This window comes from Pseudorhodoferax sp. Leaf267, from assembly GCF_001422405.1.
GTDB lineage: Bacteria > Pseudomonadota > Gammaproteobacteria > Burkholderiales > Burkholderiaceae_C > Pseudorhodoferax.
Genome location: NZ_LMMV01000023.1, coordinates 15,886 through 39,096, shown reverse-complemented (window position 1 = coordinate 39,096; position 23,211 = coordinate 15,886). Strand labels below are relative to the sequence as shown.

Genomic DNA, 23,211 nt, shown 5'->3' with positions numbered 1-23,211 from the left:
GACGCGCGCATCGCTCCACCCGGGCGATCTGGGTCGTTGCCCATCCTCGCGATCGCGGGGGCCATCGCTGCGGTTCGCGCCTCGCGTTTCATCGCGATCGACGGCGCGCACACGGGCGGCCCTCGTGCAGCGTCGCCCCTACTTGCCCGCCAGCACCACCAGGTCGCCGGTCTCGCCGGCACGCAGGCGGCGCAGGTGCAGCTGCACCAGCGGATCCGCGGGGTCGGCCAGCGCCAACGCCTCGAACGCCGGCAGCGCCTCCGGCCGGCCGGCCTCCATCGCGGCGTAGGCATCGGCATAGGCCTGCAGGGCGGCCGCATGGACCGGCCCGTCCAGCCCGTCGTGCAGCGGCTGGAACACGCGCAGCGGCTGCGTCTTGCCCTGCAGCAGCAGGCGCGCAACGCGGCGCACCTGGGCCCCGGTACAGCCGGCCAGCGTGGCCTCGGACACACAGACGCGCGTGCCCAGGTATTTGTTCGCCCCCTCCAGCCGCGAGGCCGTGTTCACGGCATCGCCCAGCGCGCGGTAGTCGAACATGGTGCGGCCACCGAAATTGCCGACGATGACTTCGCCGCTGTGCACGCCGATGCGCGTGTGGCCCAGCGGCTCGTCCAGGCCGAGCTGGCGCGTGGCGAAGGCCTGGGCGAAGCGCTGCATCTCCAGCGCACAGTCCAGCGCGCGCTGGCGGTGGTCGGCCTGCGGCACGGGCGCCGAGAACATGATGGCCAGCGCGTCGCCGATGATGCGGTCCAGCGTGCCCTGGTGGCGAAAGACGATGGCGATCATGCCGTCCAGGTAGGCATTCAGCAGTCCGACGGCGGCGGCCGGGTCGATGCGCTCCATGAGGCCCGTGAAGCCCGCCAGGTCGGTGAAGATGAAGCTGCATTGGCGCCGCTCGCCCGACAGCGCCAGCTGCTCCGGATGCCGCACGATGTGCGAGACCAAATTGGGCGACACGTAGCGCGAGAACGCCTGCGACACCCAGCGCCGCCGCTGCTCGCTGGCCTGGTGGCGCAGCAAGCTCATCGCCGCGTAGATGGCCAGCACGCCCAGCGCCGGGGTCAGCGGGTCCAGCAGCAGGCGCGGGCCGCTGAAGGCCCACCATCCGGCCGCGGCATAGGCGGCGACCAGCAGAGCGGTGGCGCCGGCCGAGCGCAAGGGCCCGGTGTTCAGCGCCAGCACGCCGGCCAGCAGGCCGCCCAGCAGCAGCGCCGCGGCCTCGACCGCCGAGGTCCAGTGCGGCCGGAACAGGAAGTCATCGCCCAGGGCCTGCTCCAACGCCTGGGCATGGACCTCGACACCGGGCAGTGCGCCGCCCAGCGGGCTGAAGCGCAGGTCCGCCAGGCCCAGCGTCGAACTGCCCACCAGCAGCAGCCGGCCCTGCAGCGCGGCCGCCGGCACCTGGCCCTGCAGCAGCTTCCAGGCCGGGATGTTGCGGGCCGGCACCGGCGGCGCGTAGTGAATCCACAGCTCGCCGCTGGAGGTGACGGGCACGGCGATGGCGCCCGTGCGCACCTCGTTGAGCCCGCCACCCGGGCCGCTGCGCAACGTGTAGTTGGTCTGGTCCTGGCCCACGCGCAGCATCTCGGCCGCCAGCGTGGGCAGCAGCCGTTCGCCCACGCGCACCACCATCGGCAGGCGGCGGATCACGCCGTCGCCATCGGTCATGAACGCCATCGCGCCGTGCCCGGCTGCCGCCTGCACCAGCAGCGGCAGCGTCGGCACCACGGCGTTCAGCGCCGGCACATACGGCGTGGCCAGTGGCCCCAGTTGCACGTAGCGCACCGTCTCGGGCAAGGCCAAGGCGCCCGTGGCGCTGCCGGCGTGGTGGCCGGCCGGCCGCTGGCTGAAGCCCAGCACCGCCCGGCCCTGGCCCAGCGCTTGCGCGAAGACGGCGTCGTGGTCGGGCACCGCGTCCAGCAGCGCATGGCGCTGCGCCTCGGGCAGGCGCCAGCTGCGGGCCATGGCGGCCGGCGCGGTGCGGTCCGGCTCGGAAAAGCCCACGTCGAAGCCGATGGCCGCCGCACCGCCGGCCTGCGCGAGCGTGACCAGCTCGGCCATGCGCGTGCGTGGCCAGGGCCACTGGCCGATGCGGGCCAGGCTGTCCTCGTCCACGTCGACGATGCGCACCGCGGTGTCCCGCCACACGCGCGGCTGCCAGCGCTGGTACTGGTCGAAGACCAGGTGGCGCAGCGTCAGCAGCCAGGGCGGGTCGGCCAGCACCACCAGCGATGCCAGCACCAGCATGGCCACCAGCGCGGCACTGCGCCCGGCGATGCGCCAGGAAAGACCGCCACGCCAACGCATCAGGTCTCCGTGACACCGCCGGGCGCCAGCAGGCCGCGGATGCAGGCCAGCAGCGTCGCGCTCTGGTAGGGCTTGGTGATGTAGGCGCTGGCCCCGGCGGCCACTGCGCCCTGCATGTCGGCGGCCTCGACGCGCGCGCTCAGGCACACCACCGGCACGCCCGCCGTGCGCGGGTCGCCGCGCAGCGCGCGCAGCAGCCGGCGCCCGTCCATGCCGGGCATCATGAGGTCGGTCAGCACCAGGTCGGGCCGCCGCGTGTGGGCCATCTGCAGCGCCTGCGCGCCGCTGGCGGCCAGGCTCACGTCGAAGCCCTCCAGCCGCAACAGCCGGCCCAGATTGGCGCGGATATCGGGCTCGTCCTCGGCCACGAGGATGTGGGCGGCCGTCATCCGATGCGCACCTTGAAGCAGCAGCCGTCGCCGGCTTCGCTGCGCACCTCGATCGTGCCGCCGTGCACCTCGACCGCCTTCTTGACGATCGCCAGGCCCAGGCCGGTGCCCGGGATGTCGCCGACGTTGCTGGCGCGGTGGAACGACTCGAACAGGTGGCCCTGCTCCTGCAGCGGGATGCCGATGCCGTGGTCGCTGACCTCGAACGCCCAGCCCTCGCCCTGGTCCGTCACGCGCAGCCGCACGGCGCCCCCGGCAGGCGAGTACTTCACGGCGTTGGACAGCAGGTTGCCCAGCACATGGCGCAGCAGTTTCTCGTCGAACGCGCCGGTGCCGCGCGTGCACTGGTACTCCAGGACGATGTCGTCGGCACGCCCCGGGTACTGGCTGCGTGCCTCGGCGACGCAGCGCTGGCACAGCGCGCGCAGGTCCAGCGGCAGCGGCTGGAAATCCAGCATCTGCGCATCGGCCTTGCCGATCAGCAGCATGCGGTCGAGCATGCCGGTCATGCGCTGCACGCCGGCCTCCACGCCGTCCAGCACCTCCTGCGTCTCCGCCTCGCTCATGCGGTCCCGGTAGTGGCGGATCAGCTCGGCCGACGACAGGATGGTGGCCAGCGGCGTGCGGAACTCGTGGCTGGTCATGGCCACGAAGCGCGAGCGCAGCACGTTGAGCTCCTGCTGGCGCTCCAGCGCGGCGCGCACGTCGTCTTCGGCGCGCTTGCGGTCGGTGATGTCCAGGAAGGTCCAGATCGCGCCGGCCTCGGGGTTCTTGCCGAACACGCAGCGGCCGGCCAGCTGCACCCAGATGCGCTCGCCGTTCTTGCGCACCATCTGCCGCTCGCTGATGTACGAGCCGTCGCGCTGCAGGTGCTGCAGGGTCAGCACACCTTCGCGCGTGTAGCTCTCGTCGTCGGGGTACAGCATGCGCGAGGAGCGGCCGGTCAGCTCCTCGCGGCTGTAGCCCATCATCTCCACGAACTTGTCATTGACCCAGCGGATGTGGCGGTTCACGTTGAACGCGATGCCCACCAGCACGCTGCCGAAGATGGCCTCGCGCTCGGACGACGTGCGCTGCAACGCCACCTCCAGCGCCTTGCGCTCGGTGATGTCCATCACCGTCCACACCGTGCCATGGGCGGCATCGCTGGCATTGACCGCCTTGCCCGTGATCGAGGCCCAGAACAGCGTGCCGTCGCCGCGGCGCAGCTGCAGCTCGCCCTCGAAGGTCAGCTGCGCACGCATGCGGGCCTTGATCTCGGCACCGGCCCGGGCATAGTCCTCGGGCCTGGGGAAGAACGACTGGAAATCGACCGACTGCCAGTCCGGGTCCAGCCGCATGGCCCGGTCGCTGCGGAAGATGCGGGTCATGGCCCGGTTCGCCCAGCGCAGCTTGCGGTCCTGCGTCAGGAAGGCGATGCCCACCAGCGAGTTCTCCAGGATGGTCTCGCGCTCGGCCAGTGTGTCGCGCAGGCGTGCCTCCAGCGCCTTGCGTCGGCTCACGTCGGTGAAGAAGGTCAGCGTGGCCTTTTGCCCCGACCAGGGCACGACCGTGGTGCCCATGTCGATCCAGCGCACGCCGCCGTCGCGGTCCATCAGCCGCACCTCGTAGCGGCCCACGACCGGGTCGCCGGCCAGGCGGCGGCGGCGGCGTTCCACCACCATGGGCAGGTCGTCGGGATGCAGCAGGTGCAGGTAGCCCTGCTGCTCCAGCTCCTCGCGCGTCATGCGCATGATCTGCAGCGCGCGCGCATTCACGAACACCGGCTTGTCCAGGTCGATCGCCACCAGGGTGCCCTCGCCCGCGTGCTCGACGACGGCACGCAGGCGCTCTTCGGACACGCGGATCTCCTCCAGCATGGCCTTGCGCTCGGTCACGTCGGTGAAGAAGGTCAGGGCCGCGGGCTTGCCGCCCCAGGGCACGACGGCCACGCCGATGGCGATCCAGCGCACCACGTCCCCGGGCAGCAGCAGGCGCAGCTCGTAGTGGTCGGGCGGCTGCTCGCCGGCCAGGCGGCGGCGCTGGCGGTCCAGCACCAGGGCCTGGTCGTCGGGATGGATGCGCGTGAGAAAGCCGATCTGCTGCATCTGCGCCAGCGGCAACCCGGCGATCTCGGCGGCGCGCGGGTTGGCGTAGACCACCTTCTCATCCTGGATCACGATCATGCCCTCGGACAGATGCTCCACGACCGCGCGGTAGCGCTCTTCGGACACGCGCAGCGCCTCGGTCGTGACCTTGCTCGCGCTGATGTCCGAGAAGAAGGCCATGGTCGCGGGCCGGCCTTCCCAGGGCACGGCCGTGGCGTGCACGTCCAGCCAGCGCACCGTGCCATCCTCGTCGAGCCGGCGCAGTTCGTAGCGGCGCGGCACGTCGTCGCCGCGCTGGCGTGCGTGCTGGCGTTGCGCGGCCAGCGGCCGGTCGTCCGGATGCAGCCACGGCAGGTAGTCGGCACCGACCACCGTGGCCGCGTCGACGCGCATGATCGCGATGGCGCGCGCATTCGTGAACGCCACGCGGCCGTCCTGGATCACGGCCATGCCCTCGCCCAGGTGCTCGACCAGCGAGCGGTAGCGCGCCTCGGACTGGCGCACCGCCTTCTGCGTGGACTGGCGCTCGGACACGTCGCGCAGGAAGATGCCCGACGCCTCGCCGGACTGCCCGGGCAGCGAGAAGATCGACAGCTCCAGCGTGATCTGGCGGCCATCACGGCGCAGCACGTCGATCTCCAGCAAGCCATCCAGGCCGCGCGCCGCGCCGCTCCTGAGGTAAGGCTCCAGCCCGGTTTCGTGCGACTCGGCGGGGTGCACCGGCACCACCAGCGCCGACAGCGGCTGGCCGATGGCCTCGGCGCGCAGCCAGCCCAGCATGCGCTCGGCGCTTGGGTTCCATTCGGTGACCAGGCCCTGCGCATCGGTGGCCACCACGCCATCGCGCGCATGGACCAGCAATTGCACCGCGGCGCAGGCCGCCGGCTGCGTGGCGGCGGCAACGGGCTCCCGTGGCGTTCCTGGAGCGGCGGCTGGATCGGCGGTCATGGTCGGGCGTTGCCCCGCAAAGGGCGGGCGCAGCATAGCGCAAGCCCATGCGCGCCCCAAGCCGGGCCTACAATTTGTGTCATCTTGCAGGCCAAAGTGAGGCGACATGGAAGCGCTTGAACCGAGCGGCCGCCCCAGGTTGCTGGTGGTGGACGACGAAGCCAATCTGCGCGATGTGCTGGCGCGCTACTTCGGCTTCAACAATTTCGACGTGCGCACGGCGTCGGACGCGGGCGAGGCACGCACGCTGATCGCCGAGGCCGTGCCCGACCTGGTGCTGGTGGACGTCAACATGCCGGGCGAGAGCGGCCTGTCTCTCGCGCGCTGGCTGCGCGAGACCCATCCCCGCATCGGCCTGGTCATGCTGACCGGCGCGGCCGACTCGGTGGACCGCATCGTCGGCCTGGAGGTCGGTGCCGACGACTACGTGACCAAGCCCTTCGAGACACGCGAGCTGCTGGCCCGGCTGCGCAACCTGCTGCGCCGCCTGGCGCCCGGCCCGGGCACTCCCGCTGCGGCCGGCAAGCGCCCGCGCTTCGGCCTGTGCGAGCTGGACCTGGACGGCCGCCGGCTGCTGCGCTGCGACGACGGCAGCGAGGTGGCGGTCTCGGCGGCCGAGTTCGACCTGCTCGTGCTGTTCTCGCGCCACCCGAACCGGCCGCTGAACCGCGACCAGATCATGAACTACGGCCACAACCGCAGCTGGGACGCGCTGGACCGCTCCATCGACCTGCGCGTGATGCGTCTGCGCCGCAAGATCGAGCCGAACCCGGACAAACCGGCCGTGCTCAAGACGGTGCGCAGCGTGGGCTACATGTACGTTTCGTGAGACTGGCGCCCGGCGCGCTCAGCCGCCGGCAGGCCATTGCAGCGCCGCTGCCATGGCCGTCGTCACGCGCGGCCCGAAGCTGCTGATGTCGGCCAGCGTCAGGTTGTGGTGCGCGATCACCAGTTCGGCCGGGATCGCGGCATTGCCGGCCGACGTGTGCGCATCGGCCACCAGCGTCACGGGAAACCCCAGCGCCAGCGCGCGGCGGCAGGTCGTGTCGATGCAGAACTCGGTGTGCATGCCGCAGACCACCAGCTGCGTGATGCCCCGGCTCTTGAGCAGCCGCTCCAGCCCGGTGCGCAGGAACGCATCGGGCGTGGTCTTGCGCAGGCGAAAGTCGAAGCTGGCCGTCTCCAGCCCGTCGGCCAGCTGCCAGTCCGGCGAGTCGTGCTCCAGGTAGCCCGGGCCGCCTTCGTGCTGCACGAAGATGACGGGCACGAAGGCCTCGCGCGCGCGCCGTGTCACGGTGTTGATGCGCGCCACCGTGCCGGCGCAGTCGTGCGCCGCGCCGGGCCCCACGCACAGGCCCTGCTGCATGTCGATGACGAGGACGGCCGTGGTCGTGGCGGCGGTCATGCGCTGGCCGGCTCCATTCCCTGGCGCTGCTTGGCGGCAGCGGCCGCCGGCGAGGCCAGGAAGGCCAGCAGCGCGCGCGCCGCCTCGCCCTGCTGCGAGGCGCTGGCGACGCCCCCCGAGAACACGGTCGTGATCTGCACCGCGTCGGGCAGCGGCCCGAGCAGGTCGATGCCGGGCAGGTGGATCAGCTCGGCCAGCTGCTGAAAGCCGATCTCGGCCTCGCCCTTGGCCACCAGCGAGCCCACGGGCACGCCGGGTGGCGCCTGCACGATGCGCTCCTTCAACGTGTCGGCGATGCCCCAGCGCTCGAAGAGCTTGAGCAGCTGCACGCCGCTCGGGCCCGTCGAATAGCTCAGGGTCCTGGCAGCCAGCAGGCTGGCCTTGAGCGCGTCCTCGCTGCCGATGTCCGGCCGCGGCGCACCGGCCCGCACGGCCACGGCCACGCCCGAGCGCACGATGTCGACGCGGCTGCCGTCCACGATGCGGCCGGCGGCCACGAGCTTGTCGATGGCGTCCTGCGCCAGCACCACGAGGTCGAAAGCCTCGCCGGCCTGCACACGCTTGGCCGCATCGACGCCGCCGACCGACTCGACGGCGATGTCCACGGCCTGGTCCTGCCGGTACTGCGCGACGAGCTCGGCCAGCACCTGCTTGGTGGCCATCGACGAAATGATCTTGAGCGTGGACGCCATGGCCCTCTCCTGGTGTGCGTGGGTGGTGGGAACGGAGCCGCCGGGCGCGGCGGCGCCCGCGATTATCACGAGCGCGCGGCGCTCAGCGCGGGCTCGTGCTGGCCTGCCGCACCACTTCGGCCAGTTCGGCCAGCTGGTCGGCATGCAGGGTGGCCAGCCGCGCCAGCTTCTTGCGGCCGGCCGGCAGCAGGTGCACCTCGACCTGGCGGCGGTCCACCTGGCTGGGCCTGCGCTGCACCAGGCCGGCCTCTTCGCAGCGCGAGACCAGGGCCACGACGCCATGGGGCTGCGCCTGCAGGCGCTCGGCGATCTCGCTGACGGTGGCCCATTCGCGGCCCTCGAAGCCCTGCGTGTGCAGCATGAGCTGGTACTGCAGCACGGTGATGCCCTCGTCGCGCGCGGCGTCTTCGCTGAAGCGCAGGAAGCTGCGCAGCCGGAACCGGAAATCCGAGAGCGCCTCGTAGCGTTTCTTGTCCACGGACGGATTGCGCTCGGCCATCTGCTGTCTCTCCTCTGGTTGCCCGGAAATATAGCAGCGCGCCCCCGGCTCGATCCCCGCAGAGGGCGTGGGTATTTACTCATGACATGATGCATTAAACCTCATACCATGACGTAACTGACCACGACCTGACGGCCGCTTGCGCACCACGCAGCGGGCCTGCGCCGTGCTCATGTCCTCGACCCGGCCGCGCTCGCCCTGACCGCTGCCGCTTCCCAACCCTCTACGGAATCGACATGCAGATCAAGAGTCGCAAGGACTTCGCGTCCGGATTGATGTTCATCGCGGCCGGCGGGGCCTTTGCCATCGGCGCCACCGAGTACACGGTCGGCAGCGCCGCGCGCATGGGCCCGGGCTACTTCCCGCTGCTGCTGGGCAGCTTGCTGGCCCTGGGTGGCGTGTTCGTGCTGCTGGGCTCGCTCACGGCGCAGCGGACCGACGGCGGCCTGATCGGCAGGATCGCCTGGAAGCCGATGCTGCTCATCGTCGGCGCCAACCTGGTGTTCGGCATCCTGCTGGGCGGCATCCAGACCCTGGGTGTGCCGGCCATGGGCCTGATCGCGGCGATCTTCGCGGTCGTCATCATCTCCAGCATGGCGGGCGACCGCTTCGTGTTCCGCGGTGCGCTGGTGCTGGCGCTGATCCTGGCGGTCGGCAGCTACCTGACCTTCGTCGTCGGCCTGAGCCTGCAGTTCCAGGTCTGGCCATCGTTCATTACCGGCTGAGGAGCGCCCATGGAATTGCTCGACAACCTGGCCCTGGGCTTTGGCGCAGCGTTCACGCTGCAGAACCTGATGTATGCGTTCATCGGCTGCCTGCTGGGCACGCTGATCGGCGTGCTGCCCGGCGTCGGCCCGGTCGCCACCATCGCCATGCTGCTGCCGGCCACCTACGCGCTGCCGCCCGTGGCCGCGCTGATCATGCTGGCCGGCATCTACTACGGCTCGCAGTACGGCGGCTCCACCACCGCCATCCTCGTGAACCTGCCCGGTGAGTCGTCCTCGGTGGTGACCGTGATCGACGGCCACCAGATGGCCAAGGGCGGGCGCGGCGGTGCGGCCCTGGCGGCCGCCGGCCTGGGCTCGTTCTTCGCGGGCAGCGTGGCCACGCTGGTGCTGGCCGCGTTCGCGCCGCCGCTGACCGAGATCGCGTTCAAGTTCGGCCCGGCCGAGTACTTCTCGCTGATGGTGCTGGGCCTGATCGGCGCCGTGGTGCTGGCCTCGGGCTCGCTGCTCAAGGCCATCTGCATGATCGTGCTGGGCCTGCTGTTCGGCCTGGTCGGCACCGACGTGAACTCGGGCGTGGCGCGCTATTCGTTCGACATCCCCGAACTGACCGACGGCATCAGCTTCATCGCGATCGCCATGGGCATCTTCGGCTACGGCGAGATCATCGCCAACCTGGCCCAGCCGGAGGAGGAGCGCCAGGTCTACACGACCAAGCTCAGCGGCATCTGGCCCACCGCGCAGGACTTTCGCAACATGACGCCGGCCATCCTGCGCGGTACGGTGCTGGGCTCGTCCATGGGCATCCTGCCGGGCGGCGGCTCGCTGCTGTCGGCCTTCGCCTCGTACACGCTGGAGAAGAAGCTCAAGCTGCGCCCGGGCGAGATCCCGTTCGGCCAGGGCAACATCCGCGGCGTGGCCGGCCCCGAGTCGGCCAACAACGCCGGCGCGCAGACCTCGTTCATCCCGCTGCTGACGCTGGGCATTCCGGGCAACGCGGTGATGGCGCTGATGGTGGGCGCGATGACCATCCACAACATCCAGCCCGGCCCGCAGGTGATGACCAGCAACCCCGAGCTGTTCTGGGGCCTGATCGCCTCGATGTGGATCGGCAACCTGATGCTGGTGATCCTGAACCTGCCGCTGATCGGCATCTGGATCAAGCTGCTGTCCGTGCCCTACCGGTGGATGTTCCCGGCCATCGTGCTGTTCTGCGCCATCGGCGTGTACTCGACCAACAACAACACCTTCGACGTGTGGATGCTGGGCTGGTTCGGCATCGTGGGCTATGCCTTCCACAAGCTCGAATGCGAGCCGGCGCCGTTGCTGCTGGGCCTGATCCTGGGGCCGATGATGGAAGAGAACCTGCGCCGTGCGCTGCTGCTGTCGCGCGGCGACTGGTCGGTGTTCGTCACACGCCCGATCTCGGCCGCGCTGCTGGTCGGTGCGCTGCTGCTGATGGCCATCGTGCTGCTGCCGGCCGTGCGCTCCAAGCGCGAGCAAGCCTTCGTCGAGGAAGGCTGAGGATCAATACTTCAGCACCTTGAACAGGTTGTTGTAGCTGTCGGTCCACAGCGACGTGCCAGGCTGCGGCGCCCAGCCGGTCTCCTGCAGGGCCGCGGGGATCTCGCGGCCGACCACGATCCAGTCGGTAAAGCTCAGGTGGTCCTCGGTCGGGTTGTCCTCGATCTGCCAGGCGGCCAGGCCCTGGTCGGCGGCCAGTTGCGCGACCACGGGCGCCAGATCCAGGTAGCGGTTGGACACGTGGAAGGCGACAAGCCCGCCCGGCGCCAGGTGGGCCACGTAGACGGCCAGCGCCTCCCGCGTCAGCAGGTGCACGGGGATGGAGTCGCTGGAGAACGCATCGACCACGATCACGTCGTAGCGGCCCGGCTGGCCGGCGGCCAATTCGCGCTCCATGGACAGCCGCGCATCGCCCATGCGCATCTGCGGTGCGGCCGGCGCATCGGCGATGAAACGGAACCACTGGCGCGCCGCGTCGAGCACCTGGCCATCGAGCTCGTAGACGGCATAGGTGTCGCCCTCGCGTGCATAGCTCAGCAAGGTGCCCGTCCCCAGGCCCACCGAGCCGACGCGGATCGGCCCGCTCTCGCCCTGGTGCGCGAGCACGCGGCCGATGCCGCTGGTCTCGCCGTAGTAGCTGGTCGGGGTGTTGCGCAGCTTGGGGTCGGTGAACTGCTCGCCGTGCATGATGGTGCCGTGCAGCATGCGTCGCACCTGGTGCTCGCCGCTGCCCGACTGCGTGACACGCAGCATGCCGTAGGTGTTGCGCACGGACGCGATGCTGTTCACGTGCAGCGCCTTGGCGTAGACCCAGCCATACCAGCCGACGCCGCCGACGGCTGCGCAGGCCGCGAGCACCGGCAGCGCACGCAACGACCAGCGCCCGACCCCGGCGCGCCAGCCAGCGCCGATCCCGGCCAGCGCGGCCAGCAGCAGCAACGCCGGCAGTTCCCAGTAGGCAGTCAGCAGCCGTGGTGCGACCAGGCCGACACCCAGGCCGCCCACCGCCCCGCCGATGGACATGCACAGGTAAAAGCCCGTCAGGTGCTGCGGCGCGGGCCGCAGGGCCGCCAGCTCGCCATGGCACATCACGCAGACCAGGAACAGGCCGGCAGCGAACAGCGGCAGCGCATAGCGGATGTGCAGCACGCCACCGCTGGCCGACAAGGCCCAGGCCATCGCCACCAGCACGCCCAGCGTGGGCAGCAGCCACACGCGGCGCGCGATCGGCCCGAGGTACCAGCCGCGACCGCCACGGCCTTCGAACACCACCATGAAGGACAGCAGGTACAGCGACAGCGGCACGATCCACAGGAAGGGAATGGACGCGATGTTCTGCGTCATGTGCGTGGTCACCGCGAGCAGGAAGGCCGAGGGCACCATGGCCAGCAGCATCCACAGCACGTAGCGCGAGGCGGCCGGTGCCGGTGCATCGGCCGCCGGTGCCTGTGCGGCGGCGGGCATGGCCAGGCCCGGCGCGGTCGCGCGCCAGGTCACCCACGCGCAGCCCAGCGCGAACACGGCATAGGCCCAGCTCCAGGCACGCGACTGCGTGAGGCTGTCGAACCAGGGCTCGACCAGGAAGGGGTAGGCCAGCAGGGCGGCCAGCGAGCCCGCGTTGGACCAGGCGAACAGCCGGTAAACCTGGCGCTGCGCGTCGGCCGGCAGCGTGCGGCTCAGCCAGCGCTGCAGCAGCGGCGAGGTGGCCGACAGCGACACGTAGGGCAGCCCCACCGTGGCCACCAGCAGGCCGAGGATGGCCCAGGCTGCCTCGTCGTCGCCTGCGGGCTTGAAGGCCGCGTCGGGGATGATGGGCAGCGCCGCCAGCGCAGCCAGCAGCAGCGTGAGATGCACGGCCCGCTGCACGCGCGGCGTGCGGCCCTGCAGCCAGTGCGCGTAGAGGTAACCGGCCAGCAGCGCACACTGGAAGAACACCATGCACACCGTCCAGACGGCCGAGCTGCCGCCGAACCACGGCAGGATCTGCTTGGCCAGGATGGGTTGCACGAGGAACAGCAGGAAACTGGACAGCACGATGGTCGCGCCGCTGGCAAGGGTGATGAGCATCGTGTGGGGCCGGGTTGGGTCGCAGGCATTCTGCCCATGGAACCTGCCGTGCTCTGTAGGTGCATGCCCACAGCAGAAAGACCCGCCCGCCGCTGGCCGTACGGCCAGCACGCAGGCAAGCTCGCAGTCCGACCACCAACGAACAGGAGCCGCTCAATGACCAAGACCGTACAGGTTACCGGCCAAGTCCAGTACCGCGAAGGCGACGGCGCCCTGCTCACGATCCGCAAGGGGCCTGTCGAGGTCGAGATCACGGAGCTGGACGCGACGCTGGGCTGGACCGAAAACGAAAGCGCCGAGACGCCGGGCGAGGTGCACAACCGCGCGGCTCTGCCGATCGCCGACTACAAACGCTACGTGGCCGAAGGGGCGATCCGCGAGGACGCCTGACGACCGCTGCCGCATCGGCAAAAATGGCCGGCCCTGCCGGACCGCCCATGTCGTTATGCGCCTTTCACCCTGCCGTCGCTGCCTGGTTCCGGGCGACTTTCAAGCGCCCTACGCCGGCGCAGCAGGCCGCCTGGCCCGCCATTCGCGCCCGCCGCCACACGCTGGTGGCCGCCCCTACGGGCTCGGGCAAGACGCTCACGGCCTTCCTCGCCGCGCTGGACCAGCTGGTGCGCCAGGGGCTGGAGCATGCGCTGCCCGATGCAACGACCGTGGTCTACGTGTCGCCGCTCAAGGCCTTGTCCAATGACATCGCGCTGAACCTGGACGCGCCGCTGGCCGGCATCCGCGCCGAACTGGCCGCACGCGGCCTGCGCGACGTGCAGATCCGCACGGGCGTGCGCACCGGCGACACGCCGGCCAGCGAACGCGCGCGCCACCTGCGCAAGCCGCCGCACATCCTGGTCACCACACCCGAGTCACTGTATGTGCTGCTGGGCTCGGTATCGGGCCGCCGGATGCTGGCCACCGTGCGCACCGTGATCGTGGACGAGATCCATGCGTTGGCCGCCAGCAAGCGCGGCAGCCACCTCGCGCTGTCGCTGGAGCGGCTGCAGACGCTGGCCGGCGAGCAGCTCACGCGCATCGGCCTGTCGGCCACGCAGAAACCCATCGCCGAGGTCGCGCGCTTCCTGGTCGGCACGCGCGCCGTGCGGGCCGGAGAGGCCGACTGCGCCATCGTCGACATCGGCTACGCCAAGCAGCGCGACCTGGCGCTGGAGCTGCCGCCCACGCCGCTGGAAACGGTGATGTCCAACGCGCAATGGGAGCAGGTCTACGGCCGCATCGCCGAGCTGGCGCTGCTGCACCGCACGACGCTGGTCTTCGTGAACACGCGACGCATGGCCGAGCGCGCGGCGCGGCACCTGGCCGAGCGCCTGGGCAAGGACGCGGTCGCTGCCCACCACGGCAGCCTGGCGCGCGCGCTGAGGCTGGACGCCGAGCAACGCCTCAAGCGTGGCGAGCTCAAGCTGCTGGTGGCCACAGCTTCGCTGGAGCTGGGGCTGGACATCGGCGACGTGGACCTGGTCTGCCAGCTCGGCTCGCCGCGCGCCATCGCCACCTTCCTGCAGCGCGCGGGCCGCTCCGGCCATGCGGTGGGCGGCGTGCCCAAGGCCCGGCTGTTCCCGCAGTCGCAGGGCGAACTCGTGGAATGCACGGCGCTGCTCGACTGCGTGCGCCGCGGCGAGCTGGACGCGCTGCACATCCTGCCCGCGCCGCTGGACGTGCTGGCCCAGCAGATCGTGGCCGAGACCGCCTGCCAGGAATGGCAGGAGGACGCGCTGTTCGACCTGGTGCGCGGTGCCTGGCCGTACGCCAACCTGCAACGCAAAGACTTCGACGCCGTGGTGGCCATGCTGGCAGAGGGCTTTGCCACGCGCATGGGCCAGCGCGCGGGCTACGTGCACCGCGACGCCGTGCACCACCTGCTGCGCGAGCGCAAGGGGGCGCGCATGACGGCGCTGACCTCGGGCGGCACCATCCCCGAGACCGGCGACTACCAGGTGCTGCTGGAGCCGCAGGCGCAGGGCATTGGTACGGTCAACGAAGACTTCGCGGTCGAGAGCCTGGCCGGCGACGTGTTCCAGCTCGGCAACACCAGTTACCGCATCCTCAAGATCGAGCCCGGCCGCGTGCGTGTGGAAGACGCGCAGGGCGCGGCGCCCAACATCCCGTTCTGGCTGGGCGAGGCGCCGGGCCGCAGCGACGAGCTGTCGTTCGGCGTGTCGCGGCTGCGCGAAGAGGTGGCCAGCCGCCTCGTCGGCGCCGACACCGGCGCGGCCCGCGCGTGGCTGATGGCGCAGGTCGGCCTGGACGAAGATGCCGCGCGCCAGCTCGCCGACTACCTGGCCCATGGCATGGCCGCGCTCGGCGCCCTGCCGACGCAGACCACGCTGGTGCTGGAGCGCTTCTTCGATGCCTCCGGCGGCATGCAGCTGGTGCTGCACGCGCCCTTCGGCAGCCGGCTCAACCGCGCCTGGGGCCTGGCGCTGCGCAAGCGGTTTTGCCGCAGCTTCAACTTCGAGCTGCAGGCCGCCGCGACCGAGGACGCGATCGTGCTGTCGCTCTCGACCAGCCACAGCTTCCCGCTGGACGAGGTGGCGCGCTACCTGCATTCCCACACCGCGATGGACGTGCTGGTGCAGGCGCTGCTGGACGCGCCGCTGTTCGGTGTGCGCTGGCGTTGGAACGCGACGACAGCGCTGGCGCTGCCGCGCTTCACGGGCGGGCGCAAGGTGGCGCCGCAGCTGCAGCGCATGAAGTCCGAGGACCTGCTGGCCTCGGTCTTCCCCGACCAGGTGGCGTGCGCCGAAAACCTGCAGGGCGACCGCGAGATCCCCCACCACCCGCTCGTGGCGCAGACCCTGTACGACTGCCTGCACGAGGCCATGGACAGCGCCGGTTGGCTGCGCGTGCTGCGCGGCATCGAGAGCGGTGCCATCACCGTGCTGGCGCGCGACCTGCCCGCACCCTCGCCGCTGGCGGCCGAGGCGCTCAACGCCAGGCCCTATGCCTTCCTGGACGACGCGCCGCTGGAAGAACGCCGCACGCAGGCCGTGCAGAACCGGCGCTACACCGAGCCTGGCAGTGCCGACGACCTGGGCCGGCTGGATACGGCCGCCATCGCCAGGGTGCGCGAGGAAGCCTGGCCGCAGGCCCGCACGGCCGACGAGATGCACGAGGCCCTGTGCGGCCTGGGCGTGGTGCTGGCGGCCGAGGCCACGCGCGAGCCCGGCTGGCCGGCCTGGCTCGCGGCGCTGTCCAAAGCCGGCCGCGCGACCCGGCTGCAACCGCAGGCGCTGTGGGTGGCCGCCGAGCGGCTGGCGTTGGTGCAGCGCGTCTATCCCGGCGCTGCGACGGAGCCGGCGCTGGCCGCACTGCCCGACGCTGGAATGGACGACGCAGCCGAGCAACCCATCGCGGCCCTGCTGCGCATGCGGCTGTCGGGCCTGGGGCCGGTCACCGTGGCGCGCCTCGCCGACGACCTGCAGTTGCCTGCGCCTGACATCGCGCTTGCGCTTCTGGCCCTGGAGCGCGAAGGCTCGGTGCTGCAAGGCAGGTTCAGCCCCGACGCCACGCAGACCGAATGGTGCGAGCGCCATTTGCTCGCGCGCATCCACCGCTACACGTTGCACCGGCTGCGCCGCGAGATCGAACCGGTCGAGCCGCGCGACTTCATGCGCTTCCTGTTCGACTGGCAGCACCTGAGCCCGGCCACCCGCATGCAAGGCCCCGAGGCCCTGCCCGCACTGCTGGCCCAGCTCGAAGGCTTCGAAGCGCCGGCCGGCGCCTGGGAATCGGAGTTGCTGCCGGCCCGCCTGGCCGACTACGCCAGCCATTGGCTGGACGAGCTGTGCACCGCCGGCCGCACGCTGTGGGCCCGGCTGCGGCCCGTGGCGAGCGAAGGCCGTGGCGCGGGCGCGGCCTCGCTGCGGTCCACGCCCATCGTGCTGCTGCCGCGCCGCCATGCGCCGGCCTGGACGCGGCTCGCGCCGCCGCCGTCCGAAGAGGCACCACCGAGCTCGCGCGCGCAACGCGTGCTGGGCTACCTGGCCACGCACGGCGCCTCGTTCTTCGACGAGATCGTGGACGGCGAGCGCCTGCTGCCGGCTGAGCTGGAAGACGCGCTGGCCGAGCTCGTGGTGCGCGGCCGCGTGCACTGCGACAGCACGGCCGGCCTGCGCGCGCTGATGGTGCCGGCCGCCAAGCGCGCCTCGGTGCTGACACGCAAGCGCCGCAGCGTGGCGCTGTTCGGCGTGCAGGACACGGGCCGCTGGACTCTGGTGCGGCCGGCCGCCCCCGCGCCCGATGCGGCCGCCGCGGCCGAGGCCCTGGAGCATGTCGCGCGCATGCTGCTGCGCCGCTATGGCGTGGTGTGCTGGAACCTGTTGGAACGTGAAGCGCCGTGGCTGCCGCGCTGGCGCGACCTGGTACGCGTGTACCGCCGGCTGGAGGCGCGCGGCGAGATCCGCGGCGGACGCTTCATCGCGGGTGTATCGGGCGAACAGTTCGCGTTGCCCGAGGCCATCGCCGCGATGCGCCAGCTGCGCCGCCAGCCGCACGACGGCGCGCTGGTCTGCCTGGCCGCGACTGACCCGGCGAACCTGCTCGGCAACCTGCTGCCGGGCGCCCGCATCGCCCGGTTGGCCGGTGCCCGTGTGCTGTACCGCGACGGGCTGCCGATCGCCAGCTGGGCCGGCGGGCAGCTGGAGGCACTGGTGCCGCTGGACGCCGACGCGCAGCGCGAGGCCATGCGCCTGCTCGGGCAGGCACCGGGCGCGCGCAGCTGGGTCCAGTCCACTGTGGCACTCGTCGGCTCGGCCAGGCCGGCCTAGCGGTCCAGCTCGGTCATGACGCTGGGAATCACGGCCAGCGAGGCCACAGGCGTGAACGCCTTGACCGGGTCGAAGCCGGTCTTGCTCTCAAGGTGGCGGTTGGCCGCGACAGGCCACGGCAGAACACCGGGAAGCCTGGCGCGATGAAGAGACTGGCGTCGCGCATGCAGCCGTTGGTCAGCAGCCCGGGACGGCCGCCACCAGCGCTCAGAGCAACGACTTGGCGTTGTCCAGCACGTAGTCGCAGGCCTTTTCCTTCAGGTTGGACTTGAGCTTGTCCATGTTGAAGGTGGAGCCGTCGCTGCCCGTGAGCAGGCCCTTCACGCCGTTCTGGTAGCCCGGGTCCTGCTGCTCCTTGCCGCCCAAGCCGACCTTGCTGAGCAAGGCGTCCTTTACGTTCTTGGCGCCGTTGGCGTACTTGTTCTGCATGCAGTACTGCAGCACGCCGGCCGCGTTGCTGGCGGTGTTGCCGCCGATGGCCGGCAGGCCCAGGCCGCCGAGCATGCCCGCGGCACCGGACGAACCCGACGATGAGCCGCCGCCGCCGAGCTGCTCCTGCGCGGCGCCCTTTAAGCTGTCCATCAGGCCCGCCGCGAAGGATGGACCGGCGGATGCGAGAACTGCCGCGAGTGCCGCGGCCCGGATCGATGGCTTCATGGGATGCTCCTTGCCTTTCAACAGCGCCAAACAAAAAGCGCCACAACCTTTGGAGTTGTGGCGCTTTGAATTTTGGTGGCCTGGGTCGGAATCGAACCAACGACACGCGGATTTTCAATCCGCTGCTCTACCAACTGAGCTACCGGGCCGGGAAAGCCTGCGAGTATATCAGACCGCGCTGCGCTTTCCGCGCGCGAGGTCCACGCCGAGTTGCTTGAGCTTGCGGTACAGGTGCGTGCGCTCCAGGCCGGTCTTTTCGGCGACGCGGGTCATGGAGCCACCTTCCTGTGCGAGGTGGAATTCGAAATAGGCCTTCTCGAAACCGTCGCGCGCTTCACGCAGGGGCTTGTCGAGCTCGAAGGTCTGGCGCGCCTGCGGGCCGGTCTCGACCAGGGGTGGCGGCGCGTTGAGGCCGGCCGCGCCGATCGTGTCGATCGCCTCGGGCTTGGCCTCGGGCACGCCGTTGCCTGGCGCCGGGCCCACGGGCTTGCGCACGATGTTGCGCGCCAGGGCCTGCTCCACGGCCTTGAGCAGCTTTTGCAGCGTGATGGGCTTTTCGAGGAAGGAGTGCGCGCCGATCTTGGTGGCCTCGACCGCGGTGTCGATGGTGGCGTGGCCGCTCATCATGATGACCGGCATGGTCAGCGCGCCGGCGGCGGCCCACTCCTTGAGCAGCGACACACCGTCGGTGTCGGGCATCCAGATGTCGAGCAGCACGAGGTCGGGACGGCCACGCGTGCGCGCAGCGCGGGCCTGTGCGGCGTTCTCGGCGAGTTCGATGTTGTGGCCTTCGTCGTTCAGGATTTCCGAGAGCAGATCCCGAATACCCAACTCGTCGTCGACCACCAGTATGTTTGCCATGTATTGAGAGCGCAGTTGCCGAAATGCAGAGGCGGCAGACTAGGCCTTGCCGTTGACGGCGAATGATAACGACACTTGCGCACCGACCACACCACCGTCGACCACACGGTTTGCAATGTCGATGCGTGTACCGTGTTCGTCGGCAATCTTCTTGACGACCGCCAGACCCAGCCCGGTGCCGCGTGCCTTGGTCGTGACGTAGGGCTCGAAGGCCCGCTTCAGGATGGGCTCGGGAAAGCCCGTGCCGTGGTCCAGCACGATCAGGCGCACGCGCTGCGTGGCCTCGGCCCATTGCGTGCGCAGCACGACGGCGTCGGCCGGCGCTTCGCCCTGCGCGGCATGGGCGATGTTGGCCGCCTCCGTCGCGTCCTGCGCATTCTGCAGTAGGTTGTGGATGACTTGGCGCAGCTGCTCGGCATCGCCCATCACGCTGGGGCAGCGCGTGTCCAGGTCCAGGTCCACGCGCACCGCGGCGTTCTCCTGCGGGTACAGCTGCATCACGTTGTGCACGAGCGCATTGAGGTCCAGCGGCTTGAGCTCGGCGGCCGGCAGCCGCGCGTAGTCGCGGAACTCGTTGACCAGCCGCTTCATGGCGTCGACCTGCTCGACGATGGTGCGGACGGATTTGGTGAGCAGCGCGCGCTCGGGGTCGCCGAGCTTGGAGGCGAGCTTCATCTCCATGCGCTCGGCCGACAGCTGGATCGGCGTCAGCGGGTTCTTGATCTCGTGCGCGAGCCGGCGCGCGACCTCGCCCCAGGCCTGCGCGCGCTGCGCCGAGACGATCTCGGAGATGTCGTCGAACACCAGCAGCCGCGTGTGGTCCGGCAGGCGCGCGCCGCGGGCCAGCAGCATGATCGCGTCCTGCGAGAACGGCGACTGCGTGGCGTTCAGTTCGAAGGGCTGTTGCCAGTGGTCCAGGCCATGGTGGTCGCGCTCTTCGTCGAAGCGGTCGAACTGGGCCTGCACGCTTTGCGCGAACTTCTCCAGCCCGCCGACCTCGGCCAGCCGGCGATCCTCGAACGCGGCCAGCGGGGCGCGCAGGATGCGCGTGGCACCGGGGTTGGACGAGACGATGGCGCCCTGCCCGTCCAGCACGATCACGCCCGAGCTCAGGTTGTCCAGGATGGTCTGCAGGTTGGCGCGCGCACCGTCGAGCTGCTGCATGCTGCGGTCCACGGCGAAGCGTGCGTCGGCCAGTTGCTGCGTCATGTCGGCGAACGAACGCGTGAGGCCGGCCAGCTCGTCGCGGCTTTGCAGCACGGCCTTGGGCGTGAGGTCACCCGCCGCCACCTGGCGCACCCCGTGGGCCAGCAGCAGCAGCGGCCGGGCCAGTTGGTTGCCCAGCAGCACGGCCAGCAGCACGGCGCCGAACACGGCCAGGAACAGGCTCAGCGTCAGCGTGCCGATGTACATGCGCTGCAAACCGTTGCGCGCCAGCGCACGCTCCTGGTATTCGCGGTGGGCCTCCTGCACGGCCAGGGCGTTGTCCACCAGCACCTGGGGCAGCGGCTGCGTGGCCTGCAGGAAACGCGGCTCGGCCAGCAGGCCCACGCTGGCGCTGGGCACCACGGCCAGCGCCTTGACCCGGCCCTGCGGCGCGACGCCGGGCACGATCTCGTCCAGCCCCTCGACCTGGGCCAGGACGCGCTGGGCGCGCACGGCGCGCAACTGCTGCGCGCTCAGCCGCTCGGGGTTGAGCTGGAAGCTGGACTGCCCGGCACTGGCGATCAGCTGCCCCGAGGAGCTCCACAGCACGACATCGGTGGCGGACAGCTGGTCGCGGATGCGCTCCAGGCTCAGGCCCACGGCCGCGTCGGGCACGTCGGCCAGCAGGGCGCTGGCCTGGCGCGTCTTGTTGCCCAGGTCGTTGGCCAGCACCTCCAGCGTGGTGCGGCCCAGGTTCACCCCCGCATCGAGCGCGCCCTCGACCTTCACGTCGAACCAGCTCTCGATGGAGCGCGACACGAACTGGTAGGACACGACGTAGATGACCAGGCCCGGCACCAGCCCGACCAGCGCGAAGATGGCGGCCAGCTTGACCAGCAGCCGGCTGCCGAAGCGCCCACGCCGCACGCGCACGATGAGCCGCACCACGGCCCACAGGATCACGGCCAGCAGGACGACCGCAACGACCACGTTCAACGCAAACAGGCGTGCGTAGTTGCGCTCGTACAGTTCGCGGTTGTTCGTGGCCTGCGCCAGCAGGAACAGCAGCACCAGGCCAACGCCGATGATGGCCGCCGCGCCGATGCCCACAGCCCAGCGCAAGGCCTTGGAGCGGCGCTGGTCGGCGCTGCGTGCGTCGCCGCCCGGCGGCGCGCTGGCCTCGCTCATCGCGCGCCTTCCGCGCCGAGCTGCAGGGTCTTGCTGGCCGAGATGTTCCACTCGGACTGCCCAACCGCGCCGATCTGGAACGGCCGCGGCAGTTGCGACACGTCCAGCGCGAAGCGAAAGCGCAGCATGTAGGAAGACGCATCGCCCGGCAGCCCGGCGACGCTGGCGATGCGCCAGCGCGACAGGCGCTGCACGCTGGCCAGCGCTTCGGCCAGCGAGTCGAAGGTCTGCGCCAGCGCCACGCCCTGGCCCAGGTTGCCGATCGGCCGCGAGCCCACGTTCAGCCGCCAGCGCCGCGTGAGCGGCTGGTAGGCCAGGCGCATGTGGCGCGCCTCGCTGGCCACCTTGAGATCCGTCCAGTACCAGCGCTCGCGCAGCAGCTCGGCCTCGGCCACGAAGAACATCGGGATGCCCTTGTGCAAGGCGTCCTCCACCTGCTCGGTCAGCTTGAACTGCACGTTGGCCGACAGCAGGAGCTCGCCGTCGGCGTGTTCGAGTTGCAGCTCGGTGATCTCGGCTGAGCCTGGGGCTGCCTGCGGTTGGGCCCGCACCGGCAGCAGGGCACTGCACGCCAGCAGGCAGGCCAGCAGCAGCCTAGTCCAGGCGCTTTTCCAACAAGCTGTAAAAAAAACCGTCGTTGTCACCCGGGTCATTGTCCGGGACGGTCGCGTCCGCCCCGGCGCTTCGGGGGATTAAATGGCCCGGCGACGGCTGCAATCGCGCATCGGTGTGGTGCGCAAGAAACGTTTCGATGCGCGCGCGGCCCTCGTCGTGGAACACCGAGCAGGTGCAGTACAGCAGGCGGCCGCCCGGGGCCAGCAGCGGCCAGAGCGTGGCGAGCAGGCGGTCCTGGATGGCTGCCAGCTGGGCGATGTCGGTCTCGCGGCGCAACCAGCGCACGTCGGGATGGCGGCGCACGATGCCCGAGGCGCTGCAGGGCGCGTCGAGCAGGATGGCGTCGAACGGCCGGCCGTCCCACCAGGCGTCGACCTGCCCGGCGTCGGCCGCGACGACGGTGGCCGACAGGCCCAGGCGCGCCAGGTTCTGGTGGATGCGCTCGCAGCGCGCCGGGTCCACGTCCAGCGCCACGAGCTCGGCGTCGGCCAGCTCCAGCAGGTGGGCGGTCTTGCCGCCGGGCGCGGCGCAGGCGTCCAGCACGCGCAGCGGGCGTCCCGTGGGCACGGACAGGCCGCCCAGCAGCAGCGGCGCGGCCAGCTGGGCGGCGGCGTCCTGCACCGACCATTCGCCTGCCGCGAAGCCCGGCAGGTCCTGCACGGCACGCGCGCGGGCCAGCAGCAGGCCGTGGTCGCCGGTGGGCGCGGCCGGGCTGCCCGCTTCGGCCAGGCGTTGCCGCACGTCCGCGACCTGGGCCCGGCGCCGGTTCACGCGCAAGGTCAGCGGCGGTGCGCTGTTGTTCACGCGCAGGATGGCCTGCCAGTCCTGCGGCCAGTCCCGCCGCAGGCGTTCGATCCACCAGCGCGGGTGGTTCCATTGCGCGACGGGATCGCCATCGGTCGCGGCGACCAGGGCCTCGCGCTCGCGCAGGAAGCGGCGCAGACAGGCGTTCACGAAGCCGGCCTGGGCCTTGGCCCGGCCCCGGCGTGCGGCTTCCACGGCCTGGTTGACCAGCGTGAAAGGTTCGTAGGGCGCATGCGCCGGATCCCAGGCCAGCGCGAGCGCCAGGCACAGCAGCGCGTCGAGCTCGGGCGCGGGCGGGCGCTTGGCCAGCTGCGTGCGCAGGGCCGTGGCGCGGCCCAGCTGGCGCAGGCCCTGGAACACCAGCGCCTGCGCCGCAGGCCGCAAGGCAGAGGGCACGGCGGCCAGCGCCGTGGTCGTGGACTGGCCGGCGCGCACGGCCTGCAGCACACCGGCGGCGGCCAGCAGTTGCCGCCACAAGGGGGGCGCAACGACAGGCTGCGTCATCGACACAAC

At 70.9% G+C, this 23,211-nt stretch carries 17 protein-coding genes and 1 tRNA gene; 5 read left to right on the top strand and 13 right to left on the bottom strand.

Features of this window, described 5'->3' with window-relative positions; all coding sequences use genetic code 11:
* Positions 1-138: 138 nt before the first annotated feature.
* From ASF43_RS22175 to ASF43_RS22165, 3 genes are read right to left on the bottom strand one after another with little or no spacing between them, the layout of a single operon-like run.
* Entirely contained in the window at positions 139-2,307 is a 2,169-nt protein-coding gene (locus ASF43_RS22175; protein WP_056185871.1) for a CHASE2 domain-containing protein, read from the bottom strand.
* Positions 2,307-2,696, bottom strand: a complete 390-nt coding sequence (locus tag ASF43_RS22170; RefSeq protein ID WP_056185868.1) for a response regulator — start codon at positions 2,694-2,696, stop codon at positions 2,307-2,309. Before ASF43_RS22170 ends, ASF43_RS22175 begins: the two co-directional genes overlap by 1 nt.
* The gene (locus ASF43_RS22165; RefSeq protein ID WP_162241844.1) at positions 2,693-5,731 is read right to left on the bottom strand and encodes a PAS domain S-box protein; all 3,039 of its coding nucleotides are present in this window, start codon (positions 5,729-5,731) and stop codon (positions 2,693-2,695) included. The genes ASF43_RS22170 and ASF43_RS22165 overlap by 4 nt, the downstream gene beginning before the upstream one ends.
* A gap of 106 nt (positions 5,732-5,837) precedes the next feature.
* Here ASF43_RS22165 and ASF43_RS22160 point away from each other — a divergent pair, with 106 nt between their 5' ends.
* Entirely contained in the window at positions 5,838-6,560 is a 723-nt protein-coding gene (locus ASF43_RS22160; protein ID WP_056185860.1) for a response regulator, read from the top strand.
* Positions 6,561-6,578: 18 nt separating this feature from the next.
* Here the strand turns inward: ASF43_RS22160 and ASF43_RS22155 are convergent, their stop codons facing one another.
* The 3 genes from ASF43_RS22155 to ASF43_RS22145 all read right to left on the bottom strand — a co-directional run bounded on the left by ASF43_RS22155 (position 6,579) and on the right by ASF43_RS22145 (position 8,327).
* Positions 6,579-7,136, bottom strand: coding sequence for a cysteine hydrolase family protein (locus ASF43_RS22155; protein ID WP_056185857.1), 558 nt, complete (start codon positions 7,134-7,136; stop codon positions 6,579-6,581).
* On the bottom strand, positions 7,133-7,828 hold the full coding sequence (locus ASF43_RS22150; RefSeq protein WP_082498073.1) for a substrate-binding domain-containing protein: 696 nt from the start codon (positions 7,826-7,828) through the stop codon (positions 7,133-7,135). Before ASF43_RS22150 ends, ASF43_RS22155 begins: the two co-directional genes overlap by 4 nt.
* An 82-nt stretch (positions 7,829-7,910) precedes the next feature.
* On the bottom strand, positions 7,911-8,327 hold the full coding sequence (locus ASF43_RS22145) for a MarR family winged helix-turn-helix transcriptional regulator (RefSeq protein ID WP_056185854.1): 417 nt from the start codon (positions 8,325-8,327) through the stop codon (positions 7,911-7,913).
* Between the two features lie 236 nt (positions 8,328-8,563).
* Between ASF43_RS22145 and ASF43_RS22140 the strand changes: the two genes are divergently transcribed.
* Together ASF43_RS22140 and ASF43_RS22135 are read left to right on the top strand one after the other, a co-directional pair.
* Positions 8,564-9,052: a tripartite tricarboxylate transporter TctB family protein gene (locus ASF43_RS22140; protein WP_056185851.1), complete on the top strand. Its 489-nt coding sequence runs from the start codon at positions 8,564-8,566 to the stop codon at positions 9,050-9,052.
* A 9-nt stretch (positions 9,053-9,061) separates the two neighbouring features.
* A complete protein-coding gene (locus ASF43_RS22135) occupies positions 9,062-10,576 on the top strand; it encodes a tripartite tricarboxylate transporter permease (RefSeq protein ID WP_056185848.1) in 1,515 nt (504 codons plus the stop codon).
* 3 nt (positions 10,577-10,579) lie between these two features.
* Here ASF43_RS22135 and ASF43_RS22130 read toward each other — a convergent pair whose 3' ends face one another.
* The gene (locus tag ASF43_RS22130) at positions 10,580-12,643 is read right to left on the bottom strand and encodes a spermidine synthase (RefSeq protein WP_056185846.1); all 2,064 of its coding nucleotides are present in this window, start codon (positions 12,641-12,643) and stop codon (positions 10,580-10,582) included.
* A 156-nt stretch (positions 12,644-12,799) separates the two neighbouring features.
* Between ASF43_RS22130 and ASF43_RS22125 the strand changes: the two genes are divergently transcribed.
* Positions 12,800-13,033, top strand: coding sequence for a hypothetical protein (locus tag ASF43_RS22125; RefSeq protein ID WP_056185844.1), 234 nt, complete (start codon positions 12,800-12,802; stop codon positions 13,031-13,033).
* A gap of 23 nt (positions 13,034-13,056) precedes the next feature.
* Positions 13,057-17,427 carry a DEAD/DEAH box helicase gene (locus ASF43_RS22120; RefSeq protein WP_200932592.1) on the top strand — a complete coding sequence of 1,457 codons (4,371 nt, stop codon included), beginning with the start codon at positions 13,057-13,059 and terminating at the stop codon, positions 17,425-17,427.
* A gap of 207 nt (positions 17,428-17,634) precedes the next feature.
* Here ASF43_RS22120 and ASF43_RS22115 read toward each other — a convergent pair whose 3' ends face one another.
* The 6 genes from ASF43_RS22115 to rsmB all read right to left on the bottom strand — a co-directional run bounded on the left by ASF43_RS22115 (position 17,635) and on the right by rsmB (position 23,202).
* Positions 17,635-18,084 carry a DUF2501 domain-containing protein gene (locus tag ASF43_RS22115; RefSeq protein ID WP_056185838.1) on the bottom strand — a complete coding sequence of 150 codons (450 nt, stop codon included), beginning with the start codon at positions 18,082-18,084 and terminating at the stop codon, positions 17,635-17,637.
* 73 nt (positions 18,085-18,157) lie between these two features.
* Positions 18,158-18,233: transfer RNA gene (locus tag ASF43_RS22110), tRNA-Phe, on the bottom strand.
* A 19-nt stretch (positions 18,234-18,252) separates the two neighbouring features.
* Complete coding sequence (locus tag ASF43_RS22105) at positions 18,253-18,945, bottom strand: response regulator (RefSeq protein WP_056185835.1); 693 nt, start codon at positions 18,943-18,945, stop codon at positions 18,253-18,255.
* A gap of 39 nt (positions 18,946-18,984) precedes the next feature.
* Positions 18,985-21,279, bottom strand: coding sequence for an ATP-binding protein (locus tag ASF43_RS22100; RefSeq protein WP_056185832.1), 2,295 nt, complete (start codon positions 21,277-21,279; stop codon positions 18,985-18,987).
* Positions 21,276-21,830 carry a DUF4390 domain-containing protein gene (locus ASF43_RS22095; protein ID WP_056185829.1) on the bottom strand — a complete coding sequence of 185 codons (555 nt, stop codon included), beginning with the start codon at positions 21,828-21,830 and terminating at the stop codon, positions 21,276-21,278. Before ASF43_RS22095 ends, ASF43_RS22100 begins: the two co-directional genes overlap by 4 nt.
* 43 nt (positions 21,831-21,873) lie before the next feature.
* A complete protein-coding gene (gene rsmB, locus ASF43_RS22090) occupies positions 21,874-23,202 on the bottom strand; it encodes a 16S rRNA (cytosine(967)-C(5))-methyltransferase RsmB (RefSeq protein WP_056185827.1) in 1,329 nt (442 codons plus the stop codon).
* Between the last annotated feature and the right edge of the window lie 9 nt (positions 23,203-23,211).